The sequence below is a fragment of the Streptomyces kronopolitis genome, assembly GCF_050953795.1.
Taxonomy (GTDB): Bacteria; Actinomycetota; Actinomycetes; order Streptomycetales; family Streptomycetaceae; genus Streptomyces; species Streptomyces kronopolitis_A.
The window spans coordinates 393,331-406,306 of record NZ_CP191850.1; the positions used below are offsets into that span (position 1 = coordinate 393,331).

The following is a 12,976-nucleotide window of genomic DNA, read 5'->3' on the forward strand; positions in this document are numbered from 1 at the left end:
CCGCACTGTCGATTCCGGTTACCCGGCAGTTCCTTCCCGGTCGGGTAACGGACGCGTGACCATGGGTCATTTTCCGGCTCCCGACAAGTGGCCGGTAAGGACTGTCCCCGAATCAACCTTTACGCAATCATGGAGCACGACCGAACGCTGGCATACTCGTCGTGGCTCACCTGGAGGGTGGATACACGTTCAGCAATCCGTCCGCCTTCACCGGGAGAGTCCCTCGGGCTTCTGCATTCGCGATCGCTCTTCCCGGGTCTCACTTTTGGGTGCCGCAGCGCGACACACAAGGGGAATGAGCGATTCCTCCTTCCGTCCACAGGAAGCAAGCATTCTTCCTCCAGACCGGACGAATCTCACGGCAAGAGTGCATGAATGAGCCGGAGAACTCTTGCAGTTCGCCGGCAGGGCCGCCACGATGGCTCGTGCGAGTGATCAGCGCGATCGAAAACGTCCTGAGTATCTCTTCAGTGGATTGTTGCGTCGATTTTGAGCTGCTTATCGACCGCGATCCACTCTCTGTGAACTGAGGTGGAGCAAGATGACCACAAGCACGGCAACCACACTTCACGATCACGTCACTTCGCTGATAGACGATTTGGACCGGCACCCGGTCTACGACAACGAGTACTTCACGTTCCTGAAGAACTCGCCGTGGAACGCCGAGACCTATGCCCTCCACCGGGCGAACTTCTTCCAGCGCACCGAGGGCACCGTCAAGGGAATAGCCCACGTGTGTGCGCAGGCGGCAGCCCACGACGACCGTGACACGCTGGTCCTGTTCTCCTACATCCTCAACGAGGAGGCCGGGAACGGCGAGGCCGCCCATTGCCATGAAGTGCTGATGGAGAATGCCCACAACCTGCACGGCAAAATCGAGTTCGGCCTGGAGCCGTTACTCGTGAAGGACGCGCGCCACAGCGACCTGGTCATCCCGGAGACGTTCGCGTACCGCGAGCGCACCCTGGAGCTGCTCAGCGCCAACTACCACCGCATGCTGGGCGTCGCGATGGCCCTGGAGTCCCACGCCGACCGGATGCTGCAGATCTGCCGCACGGCGTTCCGCAACAGCAACAACAAGCAGCCCGAGTCCGAGTTCGTCGACAACGTCGAGATCTACTTCAACGTCCACGTCGGCGATGAGGGCGTCGAGGAACGCCATGCCGCCGATGCCAAGAAGTGCGTCCAGAACAACTGCCACACCGAAGCCGACGTCGCCGAGATCGCCTATGGCGCGAACGAGACGCTCAAAATCCAGATGCAGATGTGGAACGCGATGCACAAGGCCGTCCGCGACTTGAATTCCTAGCGGGGAGAGGTGGCTCGGCCGACCGTGCAGAAAAATCGTGGCATCTCCGATGCCGTCCTGAACATCCCTGAATCGGCGACTCACGGTACCGCGGCGAAGATTGCCGCGCTCAACACGTCGCTCCCCGAAGACGAACAGATCATCGACCTCAGCATCGGCGCGCTGGACACCCCGACCGATCCACGGATCGACCGGGGCGTGATCGAGTTCGTCGAGAAGAACTCCGAGACGATCCACGCCTTTGCACCCATCAAGGGATTCCCGTTCCTGTTGGCGTCCGTGGCCGCGCGGGTGGCTCGCCTGCACAAAATCACCTACGACCCGGACCGGGAAATCATGGTCACGCCGGGCGGTGTGAAGGGTTCGATCTCGGTGGCCTTCCACGCCCTGCTGAACCCGGGCGACGAAGTCGTGATCCCGGTGCCCAACTGGCCGCACTACTCGGACATGGTGCGGCTGCACGAGGCCGTCCCGAAGACCGTTTTGGTCACGGCGCAGGACGGCCTCACGGCGCCGGCTCTTGACGGTGCGCTCTCGGCGCGAACCAAATTCGTCGTGCTGGGCGACTGCATCAACCCGACGGGCAAGGTCTATTCGACCGAGGAACTGTCGGCGCTGGCCGAAGTCGTCGCGCGGCACAATGTGCGGCGCGAGTCCTGCGGCGAGAGCCCGGTCTACGTCCTGTTCGACACTCCCTACGAGGCCCATATCGTCGGGGCCCGCGCCACGACTTTCGCCGCCCTCGACGTTCCGCTCCCCGACGGCGGCCGCTGCTCCATGCGGCAGTGGACCCTGTCGGTGACCGGACCGGGCAAGACGTACGGCATGCACGGCGATCGGATCGGCTACCTCTGCGGTCCGTCGGACATCGTGGACGCGGCGGCGCGCGCACAGGTCAACATCACCTCGTTCGCGTCCACTTACGGACAGGTCGCCACGCACCTCGCCCTGCAGCCGGAAATGGACGAGGTGGCGGACGCCAGGGCGAAGGCCGCACGCACCCATCTGCAGGCCATGCTGCGCGAACTCGAAGCCGTCCCCGCGTTGAAGATCGTCCCTCCCCAGGGGGGCTACTTCCTCTTCGTCGACCTTTCGGGCTACGCCCACGCCTACCAGAAGCACGGCTACGGCAGCGCCGAGCAGTTCCTGCTGGAAGAGGCGAAGGTCGCCACGATCTGCGGCAGTCATTTCGCGGAGGGGCACTCCCAGCACCACTTCGTGCGGATCAACTGCGGCCGGACGGCCGCGGTCGTGAGCACCGCCGGCATCCGCATCAGGCGCGCCCTCGCACGCTTGGAGTCCTGACCTGAATGCCAAAATGAGGGGCAACCTCACCTACTGCGTCATCGGTACGGGCTTCGCAGGCACCTGCGCCTTGTGGCATCTGGTGCAGCGACTCACCGATGCACGCCGCCGGCCCCCGCTCTTCCGCTCGGCCGTCACGATCGTCACGGTGGAGCGGGGGCCGGTGAACGGTCCGGGGTATCCCTACGCGAAAGACAACGTCCAGCTTGCCCATCGGTGCAACAACGAGGCGAGCACCATGGGGATCCATGGCAACGACTTCGTCGACTGGCTGACCGAGAGCAAGCCATGGCTCATCCGGGACCATCCGGAGTTGATCCGGGAGACCCACCCCGGAATCGAGCTGAATGAATGGCAGCCCAGCGACGGTGAGTTCTATCCGCGTGCGCTGTTCGGCCTGTATCTGGAAAAGCGGTTCCAGGAGACCGTCGAGCGGGCCCGTGCCCATGGCATCGACGCGCAGCAGTACGTGCGACACGAGGCCGTCGACGGCTACGCGACGGAGCGGGGTTTCGCCCTGGCCCTGCGGAGCCTCGACACCGGCAACGAGTTCACCGTGGACGGGATCGACCGCGTCCTGCTGAGCACCGGGCACTGGCAGTCCCGGGCAACCGACGCACTCCCAGGGGACAGCGGACTCGTCGCATCGCCCTATCCACCGGACGCGGTGAAAGCCGCCGTCGCCGCACGGATCCGGTCGCGACGCGCACGCGACGAGCGCCCCCGTGTATTCGTTCAGGGAATGGGCCCCAGCGGCATCGACGCCATCATGACCCTGTGCGGTGACGGCGAGTTCACCTACACCGACGACGGCCACATCGCGTCGTACCGGCCGGCGGCGCGAACCGGCGAGGAACCCCTGCACATCGTCGCCGGATCGCGGTGCGGGTTCTTCTCTCCCGTTCGGGGGCCGCTCGCACGATACGAGCCGCACCACCTGACGGAGGAGCGGCTCGCGGACATCCGGCGCGAGCACCGGGGGCAGCTGAAGATCGAGCGCATTCTGGACCTCCTGGACAAGGACCTGCGCCGGGCAACTGACGGGGCAGTGGGGTGGGACGACATCAAAAATCCCCCCTATCCCTCCGCCAAGGAGAAACTCGCAAGCGATCTCCAGGATTCGTACACCGGAAATCTCGTCTACACGCTCGCGTTGAGAGCGCGAAGGCTGCGCTTCTACCACCAGCTCGCGCCGCGCGACAAGGCTACGTACGACCGCCTGCTGGACACCCACTTCATCCGGACGGCCGTGCCGATGCCCGCCGCGAACGCGGAGAAGCTCCTCGCTCTGATGGACGCCGGGGTATTGACGACCGTGCGGCAGGGTTATGACGCGCCGCGGATCGCGGTGGAGGAGGACGGGAGGTTCCGGATCGCCTACCTGTCCGACGAGGGCGGGCAGTCGGTTCTGCGGGCGGATTGCGTGATCCGTGCCGGCGGGCACGACTTCCGCATGGAGAACCACCCGTCACCGTTGATACAGAACCTTCTGAGGCGGGGCGAGATCGTCCCGCATGAAGAGGGCGGATATGTCACGGGCGGGATCGCGCTCGACGCCCGCGGCGGGTATCGGGTGATGAAGCGTGCGGGCGACGCCACTGTTCCGTCGCCGCATCTCACCTCCTACGGTGCGCCCGTCAGGTTCTGGCAGCACCAGCACAACTTCGCCGCCGCATTCGTCGAGGCGGCGGAGTCGGTCGCCGAGGACTGGCTCGACGACGTGGCGGCGCTCACCGCACGATCCCTCACCGTCGACGGTCCCGGACTGGTCACCAGCGAGACAAGGAGTTGAGCCATGGAGATGAAAGAGTTCCATTACCAGGACGGCCTGCGGGTCAGCCTTTTCAACCTCGATCACAAGGCTGTCCCCTATCACTTCCATAATGAAGTGTCGGACATGATGTACTGCTCAAAGGGGCAGATCACGATCGAACTTCCCGATACGGACGAGATGTTCACCGTCCATCCGGACCAGGTGTTCCAGGTCCCCCATCCGAGCAAGCACCGTTTCGTCAACGGAGCCCCGGTCGGCACGCCTTCACGCTACGTCCTCCTGCAAATCGGTGCCTTCGACATCAACTTCGTCCCGGCCGCAAAGGACATCGCGGGCACGTTCGCCGAGCGCGCCGCGACGCAGGCCGCGGTCGACACCGTCTACATCGAGGACCGCAAGGGCGACATCATCAAGCTCGCCGACCACTTCGAACAGGAGCGGCCCGAGGTCCTGGACTCGGAGGAGCAGGCGGACGTCGTGGCGGCCCTGCGGTGCTTCGCCTCCCGTGGGGTTGAGTCGGCGCACCCGCGGAGCGGCCACCACTCTTGACCCACGCGGCCCTGGTCTCCTTCGACGTGGCCACCGTCACGTTGATTGTTCTGACGTTCTTCGCGGGTGGATTGATCAAGGGATTGACCGGTCTCGGCCTGCCGCCCGTCGTCCTCGGGATTCTCGCCGCGACGATCGGGATCCACCCCGCGAAGGCGCTCATTCTCCTTCCGACGTTCCTGACCAATGTGGTCCAGGCGTCGCGAGGCGGTCACGGCCGGGAAGTCGTCCGGCTCACCTGGCCGTTTCTCCTGGCAGCCACGGTCTTTACCGTCTCGGGCGCTTTCACCCTGAGCTACTTCCGGGCGGACGTGATGTCGGCGCTGCTCGGCTTGGGGCTCGCGGTGTACGGATTGCTCGGACTGTTCCGGCTCCGGGTGAACATCAGGGACAGATGGTGGCACCACCCCGCGGGTGTGCTCTTCGGAGCCACCAACGGCTTCCTCACCGGAATGACCGGCTCGTCCGCCGTCCCGGGCGTCTTCTACCTGCAATCCCTCGGGCTTCTGCGCGACCAGCTGGTGCAGAGCATGGGGATCCTCTTCACGCTCTCCACCGTCGGCCTGGCGTGGTCGCTACGGTCGCAAGACCTGCTCAGCATGGATCTCGGCGTCATGTCGGCCGCCGCCTTGGTCCCGGCGTTCCTCGGGATGTCGATCGGCAACCGTATTCGCCGGAGGATCTCCGAGGAGAAGTTCCGCACAGTACTGTGTGTCGCCCTGCTGCTCCTCGGCCTGTACGTCGCGATGCAGAGTCTGGCCGGCTGATGGGGCACTCACGAAGCCAGGAGAGGAATAAGCCATGGAACACGGTCTCGCCGAACTGCTGCATGAGCTGGAGGAATTCGGCACTTCCCAGGATGCGGCGACGGACGACCGAAGCCAGAAAATGCTGAACATCACGCACGACACCGGCGCGTTCCTCGCGTTACTGATCAAGGCGACCAAGGCGAAGAACCTGCTGGAGATCGGCACGTCGAACGGCTACTCGACATTGTGGCTCGCCGATGCCGTGGGCAAGAGCGGCTCGGTCACCACCGTCGAACAGGCCCCTCACAAGCGCGAGATGGCCGAACGCAACTTTCAGCGCTCCGGCCTCTCCCCCCGCATTCACCAGATCGAGGACGAGGCCGGCCGCTTCCTCGCGACCTGCGACGCGGGAGCGTATGACTTCATTTTCCTGGACAGCGACCGCGGACAGTACGCCGACTGGTGGCCGTCCCTCCAACGGATCCTCGCGGACGGCCATCTTCTCGTGGTCGACAACGCGGTCTCGCACGCCCATCAGATGGAGGACTTCCACCGTCTGGTCGCGGCGTCGGACGGCTACCTCAGCTCTCTGTCCCCCATCGGGAAGGGGGAGTTGGTGATTTTGAAGGAGGGCGCGTAACGGGCTGTGGCGCGAAGGAGCCCGCACCCCGTGGCGGACCCTCCTCCCGGCCGTCCCCTCAGTCGCCCCCCTCGGGCGCCGGGACGGCCGCCCCGGCCTCCGCTCTCTCCTCATCACCGGCGTTCCGGCGCAGTGTCGCGGTGGCGATGGCGAGGAAGTCCTGTACGGGGCCCGCGGTGCCGCTTTCCGGTGCGGCCAGGCACGTCCCGACCGGCGGGGCGTCGGTGACGGGCAGGTAGACGAGGTCGGGGCGGGAGTAGGAGCCCGCGACGCTGACGGGGACGAGCGCGAGGCCCTGGCCGGAGGCGATCAGCTCGAACTTCTCCTCCAGTGAGGACGTTCGCCGCGTCCTGACGTCGAGGATCGGCTCACCGTCGAGGTCGGCCGAGGTGAGTGTGGGACGGCCGGCCAGCGGATGCGTCACGGGCAGGCACGCGACCTTGGTCTCGTGGCCGATGGGGACGGTGCGCAGCCCCGCGTCGTCGAAGGGGCGCCGCAGGTACCCCACGTGTGCGCGACCGTCGCGAAGCGGCGCGTCCTGCTCCCACCAGCGCAGCGGAAAGACATCGATCTCGACCTCCGGGTGGCGCGCCGTGAACGTCCGGATCGCGTCCGACACATGCAGCCCGGGCGAGAACGCGACGATGAGCCGCTGTTCACCCCGCGCGGCCTCTTCCACCCGCCGCAGGGCCGCGTCCACCACCGTGGTGATCCTCGGCGCCTCGTCGTACAACTGCCGCCCTGCGGGTGTCAGCTCGACGCTGCGAGTGGTCCGCGTGAACAGCGCGCAGCCCAACTCCAGCTCGAAGGCCCGGATATGGCGGCTGAGGACCGGCTGCGCCAGGAACAGCGCCTGTGCCGCCCGGCCGAAGTGCCGATGCTCGGCCACCGCCGCGAAGTAGCGGAGCTTTCGCAGATCCAGATCCATGTCGTAACGGTATCAATGGGACCAGAAGAGTATTGGACGCCCGGCGGGACCGCGCGGAGACTTGAAGCATGATCGTCAGCACCGCTCCGACGGGCTGATCGGCAGTTGGATTCCCGGCCCGCGCGGGCCACGGGCCCCTGGTTGCTCCCCCGTTGATGACCGTCGCCCGACGGTGGTCCTCAACGGGGTTTCCCGGCAGTCCCGTTCCACGGCCGACCTACGCCCTGACCCACGACAGGAATGACATGACCCACACCCGCAAGACCGCTCTCATCGTCGGGGCCTCCCGGACCCTGGGCCTCGCGCTCGCCGCCGAGTACCTCCGCCGCGGCTGGGACGTCATCGGTACCGTCCGCGGCAGCCGGCGCACCGGGCTCCACGACCTGGCCGATGCCTCGGAAGGGCGACTGACCATCGAGTCGCTGGAGATGACCGCACCGGAGCAGATCTCGGCGCTGCGCGACCGACTGGCGACGCGCACCCTCGACCTGCTCTTCGTCAACGCCGCCATCACGCGGGGCGATCTCCCGATCGGCGAGGTGCCGACGGAGATGTTCACCGAGGTCATGGTGACCAATGCCCTCAGCCCGATGCGCGTCGTGGAGACCCTCCGCCCGCTGGTCGCGCCGGCCGGGACCATCGGGGTGATGTCCTCCGACCAGGGCAGCATCGCGCTGAACACCGAGGGCGGTCAGGACCTGTACCGGGCCAGCAAGTCGGCGCTGAACCAACTGATGCGCAGCTTCGCCGCCCGCACCGCCGAGGACACGCGGACGCTGCTGCTCCTCGATCCGGGCTGGGTGCGTACCGACCTCGGTGGGCCCGACGCCGAGCTCAGCGTGGAGCAGAGCATTCCCGGGGTCGCGGAGACGATCGAGGGCCACCGCGGGAAGCCGGGTCTGCATTTCGTCGACTACCAGGGGCAGGTCGTGCCCTGGTAGACGCCGCTACCGGGACATTGCCGGCTCGCTTCACGTCACCAGGCTTCACGAGTCCTTGAGAGCGACGTGAGGGGACTCGGCGAGCGGTCGCCCCGTCTTCGGGTCGTAGGACTTGACCGCTGCCCGACCCTTGATGGTGCGCTTGGTCTTCAGGGTGAAGGTGCCGTCCGCGTCGGCGTGAGCGGGAGCACCGGTTTCCGGGTCGTACCAGCCGACGGCCGGGTTGGTCGTGGTCTTCAGCCGGCTGTTCGGGGCAGCTGTGCCGCTGAGGGTGATCCATCGGTCCTTGCCCCGCACCGCCGACTGCACATGTGTCGGCGTCGGCAGGGTGTAGTGATTCGACTCGTGGAGGGCGTGGCCGGCCGAGTCGTACGACGTGACGGCGACCTGCCCGTTGAAGGTGCGCGCGGTCTTCAAGGTGAACGTACCGTCGGCCCCGGCATGAGCGGGAACGTTGGTCACCGGGTCCCACCAGGAGCCCTTCGGGGTGCTGGTGGTCTTCAGCCGGCTGTTCGGCTCAGCCGTTCCGCTGAGGGTGAGCTGTCCGTCCGCCGCCCGCACCACCGACGTCACCTGCGTGGGCGCAGCGAGGTGGATCCGTGCCGGATCCTTGGCCGGGGCCCGCAAGTGGAGAGCGGCGACGGCGCTGCGCGTCGACTCGTCCGGTTTCCAGCCCCACTCGGTGAAGAATCGCGTCAGATCCTTGCCGGCGATCTTCGAGGAGAGCACCATGAAGTTCTTCCGGCGCTGGGCGTCGCCGGCAACTTGCTCGTGGGCCCGCACCTCCTTGTGGAGGGCCGTGAAGAATTGATCCCCGAACGCCGCGCGCAGTTGTTCCAGCATGACGAGTCGGACATAGAAGTTCTTGTTGTCCTCGAACTTCTTGTCCGGGCGGGGATCGTCCAGGAAGTCGTGGGCCTTCTTGTCGTACGGGGCGGCCTTGGAAGGCTCCTCCTGGAAGCTTCGCTGGGCCGCGAGCGAGTAGACGTTCACCGAGGTCTCGGTCAAGGCCTTTGGTGTCCACGAGGCCTGCTGCTGCATGTGCCCGAGCTCGTGCCACACTCCCCATGCGCCTTTCAGTCCGGCAACGGTGAGCATGCCCTCGGCACCGCCGGCCGGGAGGCTGATGCGGTAATTCGTCGCGTTGGGGTCCCCGCTGAGCCTTTCGGAAGCGAGGATCCTCAGTGGGCTCTCCGGAGCTTCACCCGATGAAGAGCCGATGGCGGCGATGCGGTCCTCCGCGCGCAGGATGTTCTCGTACGCGCGCAGCAGGGCGCCGGGGTCGTGATCGGCATACTTCAGTGCGCTCGATCTCCAGACCGTGAGGACCACGTGTTTTCCGACGATCTGTACGGGTGAATGGTCGTCCTTCAGCTGCGAGTTCTCTATTGCTCGCCTCCAGGAGCCCGGGTGGGTCTTCCCGTCGCAGAAGACCGGGATCTCGTTCACGTCCTGCGTTCCGAAGGTGATCGGGACAGGTCCCGCCGAGCCCGCGTCCTCGGAGCTGACGCGGATCCACACCACGCCCCCTTCCGCGTCCGGAATCGCGTTGCTTCCCTTCACCAGCGTGTGACGGCGTGGCTGTTCGGGCTTCGCGCCCCGGCCGTACCCGTAGGTGCCGATGACGGCTTCGGCCGTCGCCCCCTTCGGCAGCTCGCCCAGGGACACCTTCAGCGTTCCGCCGGGCTTCAAGGCGTAGCCGGTCGGCTGGAAGTCGGCTCTGGCGTTTGTGCGCCCCAGTCGCTTCCTTTCCCGTTCAGCCGACGGAAGCACCGGGAAGTCCTGCGCTGAACGGGCGGAGCTCACCCGGCATAGGGGAGCGGTCGCGGCGGGAGTGCTCTTGCCGGCTCGCGGTGGTGACACGGCGAACGCGGCGGAGGTCGTGCCCAGCGACACCGCCGTGGCAACGGCGATGCTCATCCAGGTAGACGGTCTCATTGCTACCTCCAAAGAGGAATCGAAGGGGGGAGAAAGCACCACACGGTTTCCCCTTCGGGCAGGGGGTGAGGGCACGGGCCGGATGCCAGCGGTGCGGCGCCGCGAAGAGAAACGGAAAGGTGAGGTCAACGGGCCTGGATCGTGCAGGAGTCAGCCTGATTCCAGGCCCGTTTTGAGCAGCCGAGCAGAAGTGCTTCTACTTCTTCGAATTCACCTGCTGGAAAAGGGATGGGGGCAGCTCGGTCGAGGTGGCCCAGTTCTTGTCGGTGCCGAAGGTGAAATGCAGGGTGCCGCCGCTGTTGACCGACGCGGCGTCGATCCATGAAGGCAGAGCGCGCGGGCTCCTCGTCGTGCCGGCGGTGAAGTTCGCCGCGTGGACGTACCTGTTGGTGCTGCTCGCGCCGGTGGCGGTGAGGGTGAGGTCGGCCTTGCCGGGCCTGTGGAGGACGGCCTTCGGGAAGACGGGGGCGCCGAGCAGCAGGTCGCCGGAGCCGGGAGCCTTGGGGTAGATCCCGAGCGCGGAGAAGACGTACCAGGCGGACATGGTGCCGAGGTCGTCGTTGCCCGGGAGGCCGCCGTGGCCGCTGTTGTAGGCGCTGTCAAGGATGGCCCGCACCGTCTCCTGCGTCTTCCAGGGCTTTCCGAGCGCGTTGTACAGCCACGGGGCATGGATGTCCGGCTCGTTGGACGGGTCGTAGTGCGCCCCGTCGGTGTTCTGTGTGTAGCTCCACCCGTCGGTGCCCGGTGTGAGGTGGAAGAAGGCGTCCAGACGCCTGGCCGCGTTCTCGGAGCCGCCCATCTTCGCGGCGAGGCCCTGGGGATCCTGCGGCACCATCCACACATATTGAGCGGCGCTGCCCTGGGCGAACCCGGTCTGCCTTTCCGGATGGAAGGTGTGGTCCGCCGGATCGGTCACCCACGAACCGTCGGCATTTCTGGGCTGGATGTACCCCTCCTTGCCCTCGGCCTTGTCATGGAAGACGTTCTGCCAGTACCCGCCCCGCGGCCCCAGGTTCTGCTGTGTCGCCAGTTGCTTCTTCTGCGCCGGGTCCTTCACGTCGCGCTGCATTGCCCGGGCCCATGCGGCGAGAGCCGTGTCCGCGACGGATTCCTCCAGGGTCTCGGAGGCCCCGCCCCAGCAGCCTCCGCCGCACTTCTCGCCGGGTGCGTACCGCAGCTTCTGGTAATCGGTCAGGTTCGGGCGGGCGGGGCGGCACTGGCCGTTGCAGCCCACGGTGGACTTCTCCCCGGCAGCGGGCGTGGTGGCCTGGCGGTAGAGGGATTCGAAGGCGCCGTAGGAGTCGAAGTTCCGCACTCCCATGGCATAGAAGGTGGCCAGTGTCGCCGCTGACGGATCCCCGGACATCACATGCGTCGGGCCGTTGAGGTGGATCCAGCGGTCCCAGACCTCCGGGTCCCCACTCCGCTGCTTGTTCTGCTGGGCGAAGCTGTACAGCGACTGGGCGAAGTCCCCTGCCACCTCGGGCTGGAGCAGTGCGAGCAGCTGCACTTGGGCCCGGTACTGATCCCAGCCGGAGAAGTTGCTGTATTGCGCCTCCTGGCCCGGCTTCACCTTCTGAATCGTGGACGTGGGGGCGGCTGAGCTTTCCGGGTCGGGCGAGATTCCGGGGTACCGGCGGTCGACGTCGCTGATGACATTGGGCTGTTGCAGTGCGTGGTACAGCGCCGTGTAGAAGACCTTCAGACGCTCGGTGTCCTGCGTTCCACCGATCGTGATTCCCGACAGCACGTCATTCCAGCGTTTCCGGCCCTTCTGCTTGACGTCCTCAAGGACTGTCGTCGTCTTCCGACCCGATGCCTGGGGAATTTCGTGCTGCAGATTGTTCTTCGCGCCCGCGAGGGAAACGTAGGAGATCCCGACCCGCATCCCCACGTGGTCGGTTCCCTTGTCGAAGGTGACGTATCCACCCGATCCTTTGCCGGAACGGCTCTTCTCGAAGGTCTCGCCGCCGCCGGCAGAGGAGGAACCGGGCCTGCGTACGCCGTCCTTCCAGGTACCCCAGGAAGTGAACGGCCGGTCGAAGGCTGCCGTGAAGTACAGGCGGTAGTAACTCCTGCGGTCGGGATTGGGGTCGCCCCCGTTGAGCCGGTGGCCGCAGAAGCCGCCACCGTCCACCCAGCCGCTCACCGTGGTGCGGTCCGTCGCGTCGATGTCGATGTGGGCGTCCTTGCTGCCGTTGAGCGAGTTCGACACCCGGAAGAGCAGGCTGGCCGGCTGACCGTCGGCCGGGTGTGCTGTGTCCGTGGGGTAGGTGAAATCGGCGATACCCGCGCGTTGCGTGGCCGCCAGGTCCGCTCCGACCCCTGACGTGAGCCGGGCCCGGAAATGGCCGGGCGCGGCGATCTGTCCCTCGCCCGTCTTCGAGTCGTCATTGCCCGTACCGTCCGCGAAGGCGGTCACGTACTTGTCGTCATCGTCGGCGGAACCGGGCGCGGAATTCACCTCGCCGGCGTACGGCATGATCGGGATGTCGCCGCCGGGGCCGGGGTCGCAGCCGGCGCCGTTCAGGTGGGTCAGCGAGAAACCCCGCAACGGCTTGGTCGGGTCGTAGCCGTCTCCCTTGAGGTGCGTGGTGGGTGACCAGGCGATCATGCCGAACGGCAGGGCGGCCCCGGGATGGGTGTTGCCGGAGCCGGTGGATCCGATGAAGGGGTCCACATAGCCGGCGGGGTCGGATTCGACCGCCATGGAGGGGGTCGCGCTGACGAGCGGGGCTATCAGCCCGGCCGCCACCGCGGTGACGACGGCGCATGCCGGTCGCAGGTACCGGCCTGTCCACAGTGAGTGCCTCATGAGGTGACTACTTCTCCCGCGGTTCGCT

The 12,976-nt window shown here is 66.4% G+C and carries 10 protein-coding genes; 7 read left to right on the forward strand and 3 right to left on the reverse strand.

Translation table 11 applies throughout. The annotated features are described in order from the left end of the window. Positions 1 to 541: 541 nt before the first annotated feature. The 6 genes from ACQP17_RS01520 to ACQP17_RS01545 are packed head-to-tail and all read left to right on the forward strand — an operon-like array spanning position 542 to position 6,326. The gene (locus tag ACQP17_RS01520; RefSeq protein WP_433854548.1) at positions 542 to 1,309 is read left to right on the forward strand and encodes an iron-containing redox enzyme family protein; all 768 of its coding nucleotides are present in this window, start codon (positions 542 to 544) and stop codon (positions 1,307 to 1,309) included. A gap of 9 nt (positions 1,310 to 1,318) precedes the next feature. Further along, entirely contained in the window at positions 1,319 to 2,614 is a 1,296-nt protein-coding gene (locus ACQP17_RS01525) for a pyridoxal phosphate-dependent aminotransferase (protein WP_433854549.1), read from the forward strand. A gap of 13 nt (positions 2,615 to 2,627) precedes the next feature. Next, positions 2,628 to 4,406, forward strand: a complete 1,779-nt coding sequence (locus ACQP17_RS01530) for an FAD/NAD(P)-binding protein (protein ID WP_433854550.1) — start codon at positions 2,628 to 2,630, stop codon at positions 4,404 to 4,406. A 3-nt stretch (positions 4,407 to 4,409) separates the two neighbouring features. Next, complete coding sequence (locus ACQP17_RS01535; RefSeq protein ID WP_433854551.1) at positions 4,410 to 4,937, forward strand: hypothetical protein; 528 nt, start codon at positions 4,410 to 4,412, stop codon at positions 4,935 to 4,937. Then, on the forward strand, positions 4,934 to 5,704 hold the full coding sequence (locus ACQP17_RS01540; protein ID WP_433854552.1) for a sulfite exporter TauE/SafE family protein: 771 nt from the start codon (positions 4,934 to 4,936) through the stop codon (positions 5,702 to 5,704). The genes ACQP17_RS01535 and ACQP17_RS01540 overlap by 4 nt, the downstream gene beginning before the upstream one ends. 34 nt (positions 5,705 to 5,738) lie before the next feature. After that, the gene (locus ACQP17_RS01545) at positions 5,739 to 6,326 is read left to right on the forward strand and encodes an O-methyltransferase (protein ID WP_433854553.1); all 588 of its coding nucleotides are present in this window, start codon (positions 5,739 to 5,741) and stop codon (positions 6,324 to 6,326) included. Between the two features lie 58 nt (positions 6,327 to 6,384). Here ACQP17_RS01545 and ACQP17_RS01550 read toward each other — a convergent pair whose 3' ends face one another. Further along, on the reverse strand, positions 6,385 to 7,254 hold the full coding sequence (locus tag ACQP17_RS01550) for a LysR family transcriptional regulator (protein ID WP_433854554.1): 870 nt from the start codon (positions 7,252 to 7,254) through the stop codon (positions 6,385 to 6,387). Positions 7,255 to 7,499: 245 nt separating this feature from the next. Between ACQP17_RS01550 and ACQP17_RS01555 the strand changes: the two genes are divergently transcribed. Continuing rightward, a complete protein-coding gene (locus tag ACQP17_RS01555) occupies positions 7,500 to 8,195 on the forward strand; it encodes an SDR family NAD(P)-dependent oxidoreductase (RefSeq protein ID WP_433854555.1) in 696 nt (231 codons plus the stop codon). Between the two features lie 45 nt (positions 8,196 to 8,240). On the opposite strand, the gene ACQP17_RS01560 is transcribed toward ACQP17_RS01555, so the two are convergent. Beyond that, positions 8,241 to 10,115: a M60 family metallopeptidase gene (locus tag ACQP17_RS01560; RefSeq protein ID WP_433854556.1), complete on the reverse strand. Its 1,875-nt coding sequence runs from the start codon at positions 10,113 to 10,115 to the stop codon at positions 8,241 to 8,243. A 214-nt stretch (positions 10,116 to 10,329) separates the two neighbouring features. After that, the gene (locus ACQP17_RS01565) at positions 10,330 to 12,948 is read right to left on the reverse strand and encodes a GH92 family glycosyl hydrolase (protein ID WP_433854557.1); all 2,619 of its coding nucleotides are present in this window, start codon (positions 12,946 to 12,948) and stop codon (positions 10,330 to 10,332) included. Positions 12,949 to 12,976: the final 28 nt, after the last annotated feature.